Annotated in this window: 15 protein-coding genes; 6 read left to right on the forward strand and 9 right to left on the reverse strand. The window is 70.4% G+C overall.

Annotated features, from left to right (window positions below; translation table 11 throughout):
* Positions 1-146 precede the first annotated feature (146 nt).
* Positions 147-3,188: a glycosyl hydrolase gene (locus CLV67_RS54040; RefSeq protein ID WP_106330412.1), complete on the reverse strand. Its 3,042-nt coding sequence runs from the start codon at positions 3,186-3,188 to the stop codon at positions 147-149.
* A 166-nt stretch (positions 3,189-3,354) separates the two neighbouring features.
* Between CLV67_RS54040 and CLV67_RS46595 the strand changes: the two genes are divergently transcribed.
* A complete protein-coding gene (locus CLV67_RS46595; protein ID WP_106330413.1) occupies positions 3,355-4,041 on the forward strand; it encodes a Type 1 glutamine amidotransferase-like domain-containing protein in 687 nt (228 codons plus the stop codon).
* Between the two features lie 6 nt (positions 4,042-4,047).
* Here the strand turns inward: CLV67_RS46595 and CLV67_RS46600 are convergent, their stop codons facing one another.
* The 3 genes from CLV67_RS46600 to CLV67_RS46610 all read right to left on the reverse strand — a co-directional run bounded on the left by CLV67_RS46600 (position 4,048) and on the right by CLV67_RS46610 (position 5,612).
* Positions 4,048-4,275 (reverse strand): hypothetical protein, encoded by a 228-nt coding sequence (locus CLV67_RS46600; RefSeq protein ID WP_106330414.1) that lies wholly within the window; start codon positions 4,273-4,275, stop codon positions 4,048-4,050.
* Positions 4,276-4,355: 80 nt separating this feature from the next.
* Complete coding sequence (locus tag CLV67_RS46605; protein ID WP_106330415.1) at positions 4,356-5,111, reverse strand: SIMPL domain-containing protein; 756 nt, start codon at positions 5,109-5,111, stop codon at positions 4,356-4,358.
* Between the two features lie 36 nt (positions 5,112-5,147).
* A complete protein-coding gene (locus tag CLV67_RS46610) occupies positions 5,148-5,612 on the reverse strand; it encodes a hypothetical protein (RefSeq protein ID WP_106330416.1) in 465 nt (154 codons plus the stop codon).
* Between the two features lie 65 nt (positions 5,613-5,677).
* Here CLV67_RS46610 and CLV67_RS46615 point away from each other — a divergent pair, with 65 nt between their 5' ends.
* On the forward strand, positions 5,678-7,351 hold the full coding sequence (locus tag CLV67_RS46615; RefSeq protein ID WP_106330417.1) for a DEAD/DEAH box helicase: 1,674 nt from the start codon (positions 5,678-5,680) through the stop codon (positions 7,349-7,351).
* A gap of 6 nt (positions 7,352-7,357) precedes the next feature.
* On the opposite strand, the gene CLV67_RS46620 is transcribed toward CLV67_RS46615, so the two are convergent.
* The 3 genes from CLV67_RS46620 to CLV67_RS46630 form a co-directional block, all read right to left on the reverse strand.
* The gene (locus tag CLV67_RS46620; protein ID WP_106330418.1) at positions 7,358-7,636 is read right to left on the reverse strand and encodes a hypothetical protein; all 279 of its coding nucleotides are present in this window, start codon (positions 7,634-7,636) and stop codon (positions 7,358-7,360) included.
* Between the two features lie 415 nt (positions 7,637-8,051).
* On the reverse strand, positions 8,052-8,189 hold the full coding sequence (locus CLV67_RS52455; protein WP_170154263.1) for a hypothetical protein: 138 nt from the start codon (positions 8,187-8,189) through the stop codon (positions 8,052-8,054).
* Positions 8,190-8,193: 4 nt separating this feature from the next.
* Positions 8,194-8,691, reverse strand: a complete 498-nt coding sequence (locus CLV67_RS46630; protein WP_106330419.1) for a YfbM family protein — start codon at positions 8,689-8,691, stop codon at positions 8,194-8,196.
* A gap of 366 nt (positions 8,692-9,057) precedes the next feature.
* On the opposite strand from CLV67_RS46630, the gene CLV67_RS46640 reads away from it, so the two are divergent.
* The 3 genes from CLV67_RS46640 to CLV67_RS53005 all read left to right on the forward strand — a co-directional run bounded on the left by CLV67_RS46640 (position 9,058) and on the right by CLV67_RS53005 (position 10,914).
* Positions 9,058-9,999 (forward strand): DUF2332 domain-containing protein, encoded by a 942-nt coding sequence (locus CLV67_RS46640; protein ID WP_106330420.1) that lies wholly within the window; start codon positions 9,058-9,060, stop codon positions 9,997-9,999.
* 77 nt (positions 10,000-10,076) lie between these two features.
* Complete coding sequence (locus CLV67_RS46645) at positions 10,077-10,634, forward strand: NUDIX domain-containing protein (RefSeq protein WP_106330421.1); 558 nt, start codon at positions 10,077-10,079, stop codon at positions 10,632-10,634.
* Between the two features lie 97 nt (positions 10,635-10,731).
* The gene (locus tag CLV67_RS53005; RefSeq protein ID WP_203737620.1) at positions 10,732-10,914 is read left to right on the forward strand and encodes a hypothetical protein; all 183 of its coding nucleotides are present in this window, start codon (positions 10,732-10,734) and stop codon (positions 10,912-10,914) included.
* A 115-nt stretch (positions 10,915-11,029) separates the two neighbouring features.
* Here the strand turns inward: CLV67_RS53005 and CLV67_RS53010 are convergent, their stop codons facing one another.
* Positions 11,030-11,314, reverse strand: coding sequence for a hypothetical protein (locus CLV67_RS53010; RefSeq protein ID WP_203737618.1), 285 nt, complete (start codon positions 11,312-11,314; stop codon positions 11,030-11,032).
* A 132-nt stretch (positions 11,315-11,446) separates the two neighbouring features.
* Here CLV67_RS53010 and fxsT point away from each other — a divergent pair, with 132 nt between their 5' ends.
* On the forward strand, positions 11,447-13,939 hold the full coding sequence (gene fxsT / locus CLV67_RS46655; protein WP_106330422.1) for an FxSxx-COOH system tetratricopeptide repeat protein: 2,493 nt from the start codon (positions 11,447-11,449) through the stop codon (positions 13,937-13,939).
* On the opposite strand, the gene CLV67_RS46660 is transcribed toward fxsT, so the two are convergent.
* Positions 13,924-14,490 carry a suppressor of fused domain protein gene (locus tag CLV67_RS46660; RefSeq protein ID WP_106330423.1) on the reverse strand — a complete coding sequence of 189 codons (567 nt, stop codon included), beginning with the start codon at positions 14,488-14,490 and terminating at the stop codon, positions 13,924-13,926. The genes fxsT and CLV67_RS46660 overlap by 16 nt on opposite strands.

Below are 14,490 nucleotides of genomic sequence, written 5' to 3' on the forward strand. Positions count from 1 at the left end.
AGATCCTTCACGGCCGAGAACACGGCCGGCTGTGTCGTTCCGCTGCCTCGAATGCCGAGACAGCGGAACGACACAGCCGGGAGCTGACAGCTGTCGCGTACCGCTGTCTCAGGGGCTGAGACAGCGGTACGCGACAGCCAGTGGAATTACAGGGGCAGCCAGAGCGACAGCGCGTTCGGCGGCTCCCAGCCCACCAGCGACGTGTGCGCCTGGCGGCACTGGTAGCGCGTGCCGCTGTAGGTCACGGTCGCCCCGACGGCGTACGCGGTGTTCGCCGCCCACGTCGTGGTCCCGGAGGTCGGCGGGGTCGTGGTCGGCTGGGTCGTCGGCGCGGTGGTCGGGGCGACGGTGGTGCCGCACGCTCCGTACACCTTGAACTCGAAGAGCGAGTAGCCGTACGGCGTGGCCCTGGTCGTGCCGTTGACCCGGACGTAGCGGCCGCTTCCGGACAGGTTGACCGTGTCGGTCCCGCCGTCGCCGCCGGTGACGGTGGCCGCGGTGGTCCAGTTGGTGCCGTCGGTCGAGCGCTGGATGGTGTACGCCGAACCGTACGCGGCCTCCCAGAGCAGCTCGGCGCGGGTCAGCGCCTGGCTGGAGCCGAGGTCGACCTGCAGCCACTGCGGGTCGGCGAACGCGCTGGACCAGCGGGTGGCGGCGTCACCGTCGACGGCCCGGCTCGCCGGGTAGTCGGCGTTCTCCAGCGACGACGCGGTGGCCGGCTTGCCCTGCGACAGCAGCGGCCCGGTGGTGCAGCTGGACGGCGGCGGGGACGACGGCGGCGGGGTCACCACCCCTCCCCCGCTGGCGTTGCCACCACTCCACGTCAGGGCACCGGCGGTGACGGTCTTACCGGCGGGGACGCTGACCGAGCGGCCGTCGGAGAACGCGACCGTCAGGGCGCTGTTGGTGATGTTCGAGGCGACGTACGTCTTGGCGCCGTTCTTGCTGAACACCTTCGCCAGCGGGTGGTTCGCGGTGACGGTCTTGTCGATCGTGCCGAGGGCGGCGAGGTTGCGGATCCAGTGGAAGGTGTGTGCTTTGCTCTCACCCTCCTCGGAGGTGTAGTTGCCGCCGCTGGCCCGGAACTTCGACAGTGCCCCGTCACCGTCGCCGAGGGCGAGGTACTGCCAGTGCATGTCACGCCACTGCTGCGGTTCGCCGCCGTTGTTGCGGACCAGCTCGGCGTAGGTGTCGCGGACCGACTGCGGGTGGTCGCCTAGGTAGAGCTGGCCGCCGGTCATCGGCAGCATGTTGATGCCGACGACGAGGGCGTGCTCGCCGCTGAACCAGGTGGCGTAGGCACCGCCGGAGCCCCAGACGATGGCCGCGTAGTTGTGACCCCACTGGGTGGGGAAGTTCTCGCCGGTGACGTCGAACCAGTACTCGTTGATCGCCGCGGCCTGCGTGGTGTGCAGCCAGATGCCGGCGTCACGGACGGCCGCGTTGCCGGTGGCCTGACCCCACTGGATGAGGGCGTTGGAGAAGTTCTGGCCCTCCGACGAGGACTCCTGGTTGTTGCCGGCACCGAACGCGCCGTGCCCGGAGGCCCAGTCATGACCCGCATAGATGTCGAAGTCACGCAGGTACGGGAAACGCGTGTCGTTGCGGTCGTAGTTGTTGGCGTCGCGGATCAGCAGGTCGACCATGCCACCGTACTGACCGGCCGACGCCCAGTTGGGGTCGAACTTGGCCAGCGTGGCGGCCGCGGCCACGTAGTAGCCGTAGTGGAAGTGGTGGTCGTTGAGGTCCTCGTCGCTGGCGTACGACGCCGGGTAACCGATGAGGGTGCCCCAGTTCTTGTCGTAGTAGAAGACGCGCGCGCTCTTGCCGGACGTCGCCGTGAACCAGTCCGTGATCCGGGTCTTGATGACGCTGAGCGCCTTGTCCCGCACCGCGGTGAGGTTGAGCTGGTCGGCGATCTCGGCGATCCGGGCGGCACGGCCGAGGCCCTTGCCGGTCCAGTACGTGTCGTCACCACGGAAGTCGGCCGGGTTGTTCAGCTCGGCGTTCAGGTAGTTCGTGATGGTGGTGAGGTCGGCGCCGCTGTTGTCGGCGACGGCCGGGATCTCCGGCAGCACACCGGTGTACTTCATCGTGGTCTGGAACTGGGTTCCGGTCACGATCTTCATGCGGCCGCGCGGGGAGACGTACGTCTGCGTTGCCGGTGTCGACCCGGTGAGGTATCGCCACTGATGCGGGTAGAGCCCGATGACCGTGCCGGAACCGCTGCCCTCACGCGCCGTGGTGGTGAAGCCGTAGGTCGTGCTGACCGTGCCGGTGGCCTGGTTGTACGAGTACGAGACCCGGGTGCCGGTCACGTGGTTGTGCGCGAACTGGTTCCACGAGTCGGCCAGCGCGATCTTGTCAGCGGTGCTGTTCGCGGTCGTGGTCGGCAGCACGGCGACGGTGTAGTAGCCCTTGCCCGCGAGGTTGGAGCGGAACGTGTTGCCGCTCGCGCTCCAGGTCGCCCCGCTCGGTGCCCAGGCGACGTAGTCCTGGCCGGCGATCGAGAAGCCGAGCCGGTTGCCGCTGTTCTGCCAGGCGGTCGGCGGCCCGGTCACGCTCAGCAGCGCGTCACCGCCGGTGACCTGGTAGTAGGACAGCGGCAGGCCGTGCCCGATGGTCGCCTTCAGGGTGCGGGTGCCGTCGCTCCACGACGGGGTGACGGTCCAGTCGGTCCAGCCGTCCACCAGCGCCTTCGGCGCGTTCAACCCCGCAACCCCGGCGACGACCTTCTGGGCGTACGGGAAGTGGTACTCACCGAGGCCGGTGGCGCTGCCGCTGATCGCCGGCGTCTGCTCGTAGGAGAGCCCGAGACCGGTGGCGGACGGCCGGTAGGCGACCGGGTGGGCGTACAGCGCCTGCGAGAAGTTGCAGTCGTCGCCCTTCTTGAACAGCAGCGACGACCACCAGTCGTTGGTCGGCACGGCGCCCTTGGGCGCGTTCGCGGTGACGTTCTCCCGTGGGTTGGTCGACACCGATCCGCAGCCCGACGGCAGCTTCGCGCCGGCCGGGAGGGTCTCGGTGTAGCTGCCGGCGCCGATCGTGCCGGCGCTGGCGGTGCCGGTGAACGTGACGGCCAGCAGACCGGAGCCGGCCGCGACGACGGCCGCGGCGGCGAGCCCGGCCCATCGTGTGGGCCGGCCGGCCCGGTGTCGGCCGGGTGCCGGTGTGGCGGGTGAACCCATGGACAAGCCTCCGATGGGGATGGTGCTGCGGCGTCAAGTCGCGCAAGCGGGGGGTGAGAGGGGATGCGCGAGAACGTGAGAGCGCTCTCTTGGGCGAGACGCTAACTGTTACCAGCCACTTCGGTCAATGTTTCCAACCAGTTACCCGCGGTCATACGGTGAACCCATGAAGTTTCTTCTCACCTCGTCGGGCATCTGCAACCCGAGCATCGCCGGCGCTCTCGTCGACCTGCTGGGCAAGCCGATCGCCGAGTCCACGGCCCTGTTCGTCCCGACCGGCGTCTACCCCTTCCCCGGCGGAGGCGAGAGCGCGTGGAAGGCGATCCACGGCCGGCCCTCGACCCCGCTGGCCGAGCTGGGCTGGAAATCCGTCGGGATGCTGGAGCTCACCGCGCTGCCCACGATCAGGCGGGAGAACTGGGTCCCGGCGGTCCGGGAGGCCGACGCCCTGCTGGTCTGGGGTGGCGATGTGCTGTACCTGACCTACTGGCTGCGCCGCTCGGGGCTGGCCGACCTGCTGCCGTCGCTGGACGACACGGTCTGGGTGGGGGTCAGCGCCGGGAGCATCGCGGTCACCCCGTACAACTGCGACGCCGAGTTCGACCTGCAGTTCGTCCCCGACGGCAGCGACATGGGGCGGGGCGCCGACCGGGCGCTGGGACTGGTGGACTTCACGCTGTATCCCCACCTCAACCATCCGGACATGGAGGACACCACGCCGGCCAACATCCGGAAGTGGGCGTCGGGAATCCCCGTCCCGACCTACGCCATCGACGACAGCACCGCCATCAAGGTCGTCGACGGCGCCGTGGAGGTCGTCTCCGAGGGCGACTGGGAACTGATCGACCCCTGAGCGGGGTCAGCGGTTGCGATTGCGGGGGTGGTTCTTGGCGGTGCGCTCGTTGCCGTGCCGGTAGTTGCCGGTGAGCCGGGCCATCAGCTCCTGCGGGTCCTGGTCCTCGACGTCGACCAGGAAGCGGGCCGCCGCGGCGCCCCGCAGCACTCCGGCCGGGCGGCCGTGGTGCAGCATCTCGATGTCGCCGTTCTTGCGCTGCCGGTAGGTGAAGCCTTCAGGAGCATTCGTCACCCGCGCATCGTGCCCGCGACCAGCACCGGCCGCGACCGGTTTATCGGCGGAGCCCGGCGCGCCGCCCGGTCACCGGCGTGTCAGGCCGCGGCGGTTCCCAGCGCCCATTCGACGACCACGGTCACCGTGAGACTCTGGCGTCCCGGCTCGATCGGCGCCGCCGCGTCCGCCGAGGCCATCAGGGTCTTGTGGCTGTAACCGCCGAAGGTCGGCGTCTCCTCGCTCACCCGCACCACGCGGCCGAGCGGGCGACCGGCCTCACCGGCGTAGAGCACCGCCTTCGCCCGGGCGTCGGCGAACGCCGCCTTGCGGGCCTCGGCGAGCAGCGCGTCGTCCTTCTCGATCGCGAACGACACGTTGCTGAGCCGGGCCGCGTCCCCGCCCGCCTCGACGGTCTCGGAGATCAGGGTTCCGGCACGTGCCAGGTCACGGACGGTCACGGTGAGCCCCTGGCTCGCCGTGTAGCCGGTGATCTTCCCGTCGTCCTTCTGGGTGGTGCCGACGGTGACGTTCACGGTCTGCATGTCGTCGCGGGCCGTCCCGGCGCGCACGAGCGAGTCCCGCATCTTGATGGCTGCCGCGGTGGCCCGGTCCAGGGCCTCCTTGACCGTGGCGCCGGTGGTCTCCACCGCGAAGTCGGCGGTGAGCGTGTCGGGCTCCCCGAACACCTCGCCGGTGCCGGTCACCGTGATGCCCTCCCGCGGGTCCTCGGCGAGTCGCGAAACCATCGGCGCGCCCGGCGACGCGGCCGCCGGCAGGCCGCTGATCAGGGAGGACGGGACGGCGGTGAGGGTCGCCAGGACGAGCGCGGGCACCGTGGCGCGGTTGCGGTTCATTTAATCCACTTTAACACCTTTTGCGCGGGTACGAACTCAGGCGTCACGGGGTTTCCGCACCTCGATCAGGCGCTCGTCCGAGTCGACGAGGAGACTCCCCGTGTCGCCGATGCGGCCCACGACGGTTCCCGGGGCGGTGAATCCGAACTCGGCAGCCGCCCAACCGGCGACGGCCGGCTCCAGTGACGCCTCGTGGTAGTCGCACTCGACGATCTCCAGAGCGTGGACGACGACCGTGACGTGCGCGGACGGCTCCGCGCGGGCGATGTCGGGACTGACCCGCAGCAGCCCGGCCCGCAACCGGCCGATCTCACCGGCGCTCACCCGCAACGGGCCGCCCCGGAAGCCGTCGACGATCCGGGAGGCCTCCAGCCACAGCCGGTCAGCGACGGGCTCGGCTTCGGACGGGGGCGTCGCTGACCGTACCGCCTCGGCCTTGATCCCGAGAAAGAGGAAGTAGCGCGGCTCCTTGAGACGGCCCCGGAAACGGTGGTTTCGCACGGCGGCCAGTGTGCCGGAGCGGGGCCGTGACGACGCGGACGGATCGTTCTCCTAAGGTTGTCGGCATGGAAACACATGCACTCGAGTCCGATGCAGGTTTCGCCGGACTGGGGCTGCGGGAGGAACTGCTCCGTGCACTGACCAACCTCGGCTACGAAGAGCCCACCCCCATCCAGCAGGAGTCGATCCCGCCGCTGCTGGCCGGCAACGACCTGGTCGGGCAGGCCGCCACCGGCACCGGCAAGACCGCCGCGTTCGCGCTGCCACTGCTGCACCTGCTCGCCGACGGCAAACGCGGCACCGGCCCGATGGCGCTGGTGCTCGTGCCGACCCGTGAGCTGGCCGAGCAGGTGTCGCAGGCGGTCCACCGCTACGGGCGCGATCTGGGCGTGCGGGTGCTGCCCGTCTACGGCGGCCAGCCGATCGGCCGGCAGCTGCAGGCCCTGGCACGGGGTGTCGACGTGGTCGTCGGTACGCCCGGGCGGGTGCTCGACCACATCGAGCGGGAGACACTGCAGCTCAGCGACGTACGCACGGTCGTGCTCGACGAGGCCGACGAGATGCTCGACATGGGCTTCGCCGAGGACATCGAGGCCATCCTCTCCGAGACCCCCGCCGAGCGGCAGACCGTGCTGTTCTCCGCCACGATGCCGCCCCGCATCGACAGCATCGCCCGCCGCCACCTGCGCGAGCCGGTCCGGATCACGATGGGCCGCAAGGCCGTCGCGCCGGGCGAGGTCCCGCTGATCCGGCAGACCGCCTACATCGTGGCCCGCGCGCACCGGTCGGCCGCGCTCGGCCGGATCCTCGACGTGGAGGTGCCGACCTCGGCGATCGTCTTCTGCCGCACGCGGGAGGAGGTCGACCAGGTCACCGAGACGCTCAACGGGCGCGGTTACCGGGCCGAGGCGCTGCACGGCGGCATGAGCCAGGACCAGCGAGACAGGGTGATGGGACGGCTGCGGGCCGGCACCACCGAGCTGCTCGTCGCGACCGACGTGGCGGCCCGCGGACTGGACGTCGAGCAGCTGACCCACGTCATCAACTTCAACCTGCCGGTCGCTCCGGAGGCGTACGTGCACCGCATCGGCCGGGTCGGCCGGGCCGGGCGCGAGGGCTCCGCGATCACCCTGGCCGAGCCCCGCGACCAGCGGATGCTCAAGGCCATCGAGCGGCTCACCGGGCAGCGCATCACCCTGGAGAAACTGCCGACCGTCACCGACCTGCGGGCCCGGCGCCTCGAGGTCACCCGCACGGCGCTGCAGACCAGCCTCGAGACCGACGACCTGGAGCGGTTCCGGGTCGTGCTCGACTCGCTGACCGACGAGTTCGACGTCGAGAACATCGCACTCGCGGCCGTGAAGCTGCTCCACGAGGCGGCGGGCGGCGACCGCGACGAGGACGAGATCCCCACCCCGTCGGTGGCGCCCGAACGGCGCACCCCGCAGACCCGAGACCCCCGGCCCGGCGGCCGGCGCGACCGCGGGCACAACGCGGAGGTCGCCCGTCTGTTCTTCGGTATCGGCCGCCGTGCCGGGCTGCGCCCGCAGGACCTGGTCGGCGCGATCGCCGGCGAGTCCGGGCTGGCTTCCCGCGACATCGGCGCCATCCAGATCACCGACCGGTTCTCGCTGGTCGAGGTCCCGGAACCGGCGGCCGACATGGTGATCGCGGCGATGCAGCGCGCCACGATCAGGGGTCGCCGGCCGACGGTCCGGCGTGAGCGTTTCGTGCGCTGAGGGTTTCTAGAAGGGTGCGGGGCCGCTGCCGGCGAGCGACACCAGGATCTGCGTCGCGAGCAGCTTGCGCACGCCGGTGACGGCCACCGAACCGGTCTGGTCGTATGGCAGCTCGAGGGTCAAGCCGTCACCGGCATTCCGGATGTCGTCGTCGGTGCGGTCCGGGCGGAAGGTGCCGCCCCATCCGTCGACGCCGCCGCGCTGGTTGGTGCTGAGTGAGGCCATGCCGGACACGCGTGTGCCGTCGACGAGGGTGAGCCTCGCCGGACCGGAATAGGTCGTCATAAACCCCAACCGTAGTCGGCGGCCCGGGCGGCGAACGGCCCGACGGTGCGATGTCCCCGTCCGTCTGTTCCGAAACCGGCGTGAAAGGAGGCGCAACCGTGCGAATTACCCTGCGGCCGGCGCGTGCCGGCGAGGCTGCGGCGCTGACTGATCTGGCAATGAGATCAAAGGCACATTGGGGGGTACGACGACGCGTTCCTCGAGGCGTGCCGGGCCGATCTGACGTTGCACCCGGACGAGGTGCACGCCAAGCGAGCCGTCGTGGCCGAGGCGGACGGCGCGGTCGCCGGCTTCTGCACTCTGGAGGGCGTCCCGCCGGAGGACGGCGAACTCGGCGATCTCTGATCGACCCGGCGTACCTTCGCCACGGGATCCCCGCGCCGGCACCGTCCCGTCGACGGCGATCCCCGGCCGCCTACTGCCGCGGATGCGGTACCGCCTCTGACACGGCCCGGATCAGCGCGTCGGCACCGGGCCGGGCCGCGACCACACCGGGGCGCTCGCTCAGCACCTGCGACCAGCGGCGTTCCCAGGACTCACGGTCGAGCGTCACCGGCTCAGACTATGGCCAGCAGGATCGCCTGCCCCTGCTCGGCAGCCGATCGGTAGAAGTCGCGCAGCGTGCCGAGATGCTCGATCAGGTCGTCGGCGGCGACGTCGGTCCACACGTCCGGATAGATCTCGGCCGCGGACATGGCCGCCGGGTCGAACCGGGCACGCAGCGCCTCCGGGTCGAGGTCGTCGAGACCGGCCGCGACGGCCCGCACCAGGTCGGCGTCCAGCAGGCGGGCCGGTCCGTAGCCGCCGTCGTCACCGATCTCGGTTCCGCCGAGGATCGCCGCCCCGGCCGCGCCGTCGCCGACGTCCCAGGCCGTGCCGGTCAGCAGGTAGTGCACGCCGTGCCAGAACTTGTCCAGGTCCAGCTCGGGTTCCGGCATCTCGGCGTCGTCGTCGTCGAGGTCGCCGTAGAGCAGGTCCTCGGCGGTCGACGGGTCGTCGATCAGCGCCCGCAGTTCGCCGGCCGACAGGCGGCGGCCGATGAGCTCCATACCCATGACTCAGTCCAGCCTTCCGGTGAGAAGGGTACCGGGCGGTGAGAAGGGTAACGGGTTCCCGTAGCCGATCATCGCCGCATCACCCAGGCCGGATGCCCGGGGTCGTCGTTGTGGACGATGACGTCGACCTTCTCGGTGGGACGGACGGCTGTGTCATAGAGCCGCTGGGACGGGAGGTAACGCTCGTTCCAGCGTCCGGGCCGGTGGACTCGACGATCGCGGTGATCTGGGCTTCGTCGATCGTGCCGCTCGCCAGGAGGGCGTTCAGGACACCGAGATGCAGGCCGCGGTCGGGGAAGACGATGGTCACGGCACCGACCCTATCCGCGATCAGCGGCGTAGATCGGCTGTGTCAGGATCGCTCGGATGACGACCGCCGAGAGGTATGCCGAGTTCGCCGCACGGGAGGCGCACGGGGTCTCCCCCCTCTACGAGCGCCTGTCGCTGGCCGTGGCAACCGATGCGAAGCTCCTGACGCTGCTGGACACCGTTCCGGAGGGAAAGCGGCAACCCAATCTCCTGTACGCGGTGGTCCGGCTACTCGGCGGGCCGGTGAACGATCCGGAGGCCTTCCACGACTTCACGGTCGGTAACTGGGACCGGGTGGCCGCTCAACTCCGCGTCAGGGCGACGCAGACCAACGAGCCCGGCCGTTCGGCGGTGCTCCTGCCCGTACTCAATGGATTGCCGCAACCCCTCGCCCTGCTGGAGGTCGGCGCATCGGCCGGCCTCGGGCTTTATCCCGACCGCTACTCCTACCGCTACGGTGACCAGCGGCTCGGAGCCGGAGGCCCGGTCATGGAGTGCGAACTCACCGGGACGGAGCCACCGAGCCGGCTGCCGGAGGTCGTGTGGCGGGCCGGGCTCGACCTGAATCCGCTGCGGGTGACCGATTCTGATGACATGGCCTGGCTGGACGCGCTGATCTGGCCCGAGCACACGCATCGGCGCGAGCGCCTGCGTGCCGCGGTCGAGATCGCCGCCGCAGACCCGCCCACCCTGGTCCGGGGCGATCTCGTCGACGACCTGCCGGCGCTGGCCGCGCAGGCGCCGGCCGGGGCGACGCTCGTTGTCTTCCACACATCGGTGCTCTATCAGGTCCCTGAGGACCGGAGGAGAGCCTTCGAGGATCTGGTACGGACGATGCCCGGCCACCGGATCTCGGTCGAGGCGCCCGAGGTGGTGCCGTTCCCGGATCTGCCGCCGGCGCCCGACGACACGCTTCACAACGTGGTCGCCCTCGACGGCGTCCCGCTGGCCTGGGCGCGTGGCCACGGTCAGGCCCTGTCCTGGTTCGGGCCGCGCTGACCGTGCCTGGTTCCGGCCCACCGCCGGATGTCGGCGGTGATCGTCAGCAGCATCGAACTTCCCCGAGGAGGGTGGACATGGAACAGGTGAGCAGCCGCGTCGTCTACCGAAACCCATGGATGACGGTACGAGAGGACGAGATCCGCCGGCCCGACGGCAGCCCCGGCATCTACGGCGTCGTCGAGAAGCCGGACTTCGCACTGGTCCTGCCGCGCTGGCGGGACGGGTTCTGGCTGGTCGAGCAGTACCGCTATCCGGTCGGGCGGCGGGCCTGGGAGTTCCCGCAGGGCAGCTGGGGCGCCGGAGCCGGCGGCGATCAGGTGGCGCTGGCCCGGCGGGAGCTGGCCGAGGAGACCGGCCTGCGCGCCACGGAGATGATCCATCTCGGTCACCTCTACGAGGCCTACGGTTACTGCACCCAGGGCTTCGACGTCTACCTGGCCACGGGACTGGCCGAGGGCGAACCCGATCGTGAGGCCACCGAGCAGGACATGGTGCACCGCGCTTTCAGCGACGCCGAGATCAACGACCTCATCCGTACGGGCGGGATCGTCGACGCCCCGTCGCTGGCCGCGCTCACCCTCTACCGCTTGGACGGGGTGGTTGTCCAGGGGACGGACAGCGATCTAGCCTGACCGGACACGACTGGCGCGGGTGGTCCACCATCGGGGAGTGACGTCGGGGCATCGACCGCCTGGGCGCTCTTCATCGATCACGATGAGGAGCGTGTCCATGCCCGGGAAGACGACCCACCGCATCCTGCACCTGTCCGATCCGCATCTCACGGCGTCCCGCGCCGACGAGGACGGCGTCGACGCGGCGGACTCACTCGACCGGATCCTGCACGACGTGCGGTTCGTCCCCGGCATCGACGCGGTCGCGTTCGCCCGCGAGCGCGGGATCCCGCACATCTAATGCACCGGCAACCACGACGCCCGCGACACGTTCGCGGAGGTGTTCGGCACCGGCCCGCGGCTCCGACGGCCGCGATGCCGGGGCCGGCTGCCGCGGGGTCGATCGTGGTGCTGCATCACCCGCCGATCGCGCTGCCGTCGTCGAAGCTGATGCCGCTGGTGAACCTGCGCAACGCCGGGCAGCTGGCCTCGGCGCTCGCCGGCAGCGACGTGCACGCCGTCCTGTGCGGCCACTTCCACCTGCAGCTGTCCGGGACGCTCGCCGGCATCCCGGTGTGGGTCGCACCCGGCGTGATCACCCGGATCGACCTGACCGCTCCCCCCCGCACCTCGAACGCGCGGTCCGCGGCGCGGGCGCGACCGTCGTCGACCTTGGCGGCCCGTTCTCGCCGATGTTCCACACCGTCCAGGCCCGCGACCCCGACGCGGGCACGCAGGTGTACCTGGCCGACGCCCTGTCCGGCAGCGACGTCGCGGTCGAGTAGGGCCCGGCACCCGTTCGGAGGTCGTTTTCCGGGTCCGGGTGGTGCAGTGTGGACGGCGTGGTGTCGCGGATCCTGATCTCACACGCCGGCCGGGATCGGCCGTGGGCGGAGTGGGCACGCTGGCATCTGGAGGCCGCGGGGCATCAGATCGAGCTGGACAGCGCCGACCGGGCGCCGGGCACCAACTTCGTCGAGGCGATGGACCGGGCGCTGCACCGCGACAACCCGATGCTCGTACTGCTGTCGTCGGCCTATCTGGATCCGAAGCGGTTCACCGCCGACGAGTGGACGGCCCGCTTCGCGCAGCGTCGCAAGGACCCGGACGCGAAACTGATTCCTATCCGGATCGAGAACATCGATCTGAACGGCGGCCTGTGGGCGCCGATCGTCGTGCCGGACCTGTTCGACCTGCCCGCGGACGAGGCGGTCACCGTGCTGGTCGAGGCGGTCCGGCGAGTGGTGACCCAGTCTCCGGCCGGAGCGCCGCGGGCCGCGCCGCCGGTCTTTCCCGGGCGACGGACGTCGGTGGCGGCGGCTACGGAGGCGGGACCCAGGCCGCCGGGCTCTCTGCCCGCGGTGTGGAACCTGGCCCGCCGCAACCTCGGTTTCACCGGCCGTGACGGCATGCTGAACAACCTGCACGACACCCTGCGGGGCGGCAGCCGGGTGGCCGTGCAGGCGTTGCACGGCATGGGTGGGGTCGGCAAGACCCAGCTGGCCCTGGAGTACGCCCACCGCTTCGCCGGCGAGTACGACCTGGTCTGGTGGATACCCTCCGAACAACCGGAGCTGATCAGCGACCACCTCTCCGCGCTCGCCCTGAAGCTGCGGCTGGTCTCGGCCGGCACCGCCATTCCGGAGGCGGTCGAGGCACTCCGGGAACACCTGCGCCGAACCGGCCGGTGGCTGCTGGTGTTCGACAATGCCGAGGAACGTGACGAACTGGCCCCATGGCTGCCCGACGGCCCAGGACATCTCCTGATCACGAGCCGGAACCACAACTGGACCGGTGTCGCACGGCCGGTGGACGTCGACGTCTTCATGCGTGGTGAATCCGTCGATCTGCTGCGCGCCAACCTGGCGGGGCTCACCGAGATCGATGCGGACCGGCTCGCCGACGCTCTCGGCGACCTTCCGCTGGCAGTCGGGCAGGCTGTGGACCTCCTGACCGAGACCCGCATGTCGATCGACGTCTACCTGAGCGATTTGACCGCCCACACTGCCGACCTGATGAAGGAGGGTCGTCCACCGGGCGGATATCCGCTGTCGCTCGCCGCCTCCGTGGCCCTGTCGGCCGACCGGCTGCGAGCGGCGGATCCGGCCGCCGGGGAGCTGCTCCACCTCTGTGCACGACTGGGATCGCAGCCGATTCCCGCTGATCTGTTCACCGCCCGGCCGGATCTGCTTCCCGCGCCACTGGACGACACGGCGCGCAAGCCGTTGGCCCTCGCCCGCACGACGGCTCGGCTCGGCCTCTACGGGCTGGCGCGGCTGACCGATGCCGGTCCTGTCCTGCACCGGCTCATCCAGGCAGTCCTGCGCGACATCGACATCGACCCGGTGACCCACCACACCGTCGTCGAACGACTGCTGGCCGCCGCCGGCCCCGACGACGGCAGCGATCCGCGGTGGTGGCCTCGCTGGAGCGTGCTATTGCCGCACCTCCTCGCCGTCGGCCCTGTCACCACCACCGATCCCGGCCTGCGTTCCACCACGGCGATGGCCATGTGGCATCTGATGTCCCGCGGTGAGTCCCGTGCCGCACTGCCGCTGGTGGAGCACCTGTACGAGGCGTGGACACGCCTACATGGACCGGACGACATCAGCACCACCTACATCGCCAACGTGCTCTCCGCCATCCACCGGCAGCTCGGCAACTACCGGCGTACCCACGACCTCTGTCAGGAGATCTTCACCCGCACACGTCGGCTTCACGGTGACGATCATCCGAACACACTCAGCGCGGCTCACAACCTCGCGGACATCCTGCGCGGACTCGGCGACTACCAGCAAGCACGCGAAATGGACGAGGACAACCTCGCTCGCCGGCGGCGTGTCCTGGGCGAGGACGACCCCGCTACGCTCCGCACAGCCACCAACCTGGTCATGGTGACGGCGCTCATGGGCGACTTCGCAGGTGTTCGAGAGCTCGCCGAGGACACTTTCGCTCGCAAACGGCGTGTACTCGGCGACGACCATCCCGAGACCTTGCGCACGGCCACGAACCTCGCCGGGGTACTACGTCAGCTCGGGGAGATCCAGCGTGCGCTGGAGCTGAACACCGCCACCCTCGCCCGAAGCCGGAAGGTACTCGGCGACGAGCATCCTGACACGCTCGAATCAGCGAGCGCCCTCGCCGCCGCCTACCTGGTCGCCGGCGAAACCCGGCGTGCCTTGGAACTCGAGGGGGAGACCTTGGCCGTCCAGGCGCGGGTACTGGGTGAGGAACATCCCGACACTCTCCGGTCGGCCGCGAGCCTCACCGAGCTCCAGCGCCTTTTGTCAGATGAAGATCCGGCAGGCGCTCAGGGGGCCGAGTAGGGGTCCCGGCGGGAGAGCAGCGACTCGGCGAAGGCCAGCGGGGGCAGCGTCCGGCCGTGGGCCCGTTCGGCGTCGGTGATGGGGACCACGTTGAGGATGCGGACGGCTCCGGCGGTGGTGCGGACGTAGTCGAGGGCCGCCGGGCTGAGTGGGCCGGCCAGGAACACCGCGCGGCAACCGCGGAACGCCGGGAACTCGTCGTCGATGCCGATCATGTGGCCCCAGTTGAGCTGCTCACCGGTGAGGAACGGGTGGACCGCGAGGTTGGCCAGCTGTACGGCGACGGCGTGCTCGTCGGCTCGGCTGAGGGGGCCGCGGCGTACCAGGCGCAGTTCGGCGCGGCCTCCGCCGCCCGGGCCGGGGCCCGACGGCATCTCGTGGACGGCCATACCGATGGTGGCGAAGGTGGTCATCTCGAGGGAGCGGTAGATGAACACGTCGAGGCGGGGCAGCGGTCCGCTGGGGTTCTCGAACTGGATGCCGTCGTCCTCCTCGCCGTGGCGGTCGCGGTAGGTGAGGAAGACGTCGCGGAGAATCATCGGTGCAGGCAT

The organism is Actinoplanes italicus (genome assembly GCF_003001815.1).
Lineage (GTDB): Bacteria > Actinomycetota > Actinomycetes > Mycobacteriales > Micromonosporaceae > Actinoplanes > Actinoplanes italicus.

Excerpts from the sequence above, each read along its gene's own strand:
- CLV67_RS46615 (WP_106330417.1), top strand. The coding sequence starts at position 5,678 with ATGGAAACACATGCACTCGAGTCCGATGCAGGTTTCGCCGGACTGGGG.
- CLV67_RS46605 (WP_106330415.1), bottom strand. The coding sequence starts at position 5,111 with ATGAACCGCAACCGCGCCACGGTGCCCGCGCTCGTCCTGGCGACCCTC.
- CLV67_RS46645 (WP_106330421.1), top strand. The coding sequence starts at position 10,077 with ATGGAACAGGTGAGCAGCCGCGTCGTCTACCGAAACCCATGGATGACG.
- CLV67_RS54040 (WP_106330412.1), bottom strand. The coding sequence starts at position 3,188 with ATGGGTTCACCCGCCACACCGGCACCCGGCCGACACCGGGCCGGCCGG.
- CLV67_RS46660 (WP_106330423.1), bottom strand. The coding sequence starts at position 14,490 with ATGCCTGCACCGATGATTCTCCGCGACGTCTTCCTCACCTACCGCGAC.
- CLV67_RS46630 (WP_106330419.1), bottom strand. The coding sequence starts at position 8,691 with ATGGGTATGGAGCTCATCGGCCGCCGCCTGTCGGCCGGCGAACTGCGG.
- CLV67_RS46640 (WP_106330420.1), top strand. The coding sequence starts at position 9,058 with ATGACGACCGCCGAGAGGTATGCCGAGTTCGCCGCACGGGAGGCGCAC.
- CLV67_RS53005 (WP_203737620.1), top strand. The coding sequence starts at position 10,732 with ATGCCCGGGAAGACGACCCACCGCATCCTGCACCTGTCCGATCCGCAT.
- CLV67_RS46595 (WP_106330413.1), top strand. The coding sequence starts at position 3,355 with ATGAAGTTTCTTCTCACCTCGTCGGGCATCTGCAACCCGAGCATCGCC.
- CLV67_RS46620 (WP_106330418.1), bottom strand. The coding sequence starts at position 7,636 with ATGACGACCTATTCCGGTCCGGCGAGGCTCACCCTCGTCGACGGCACA.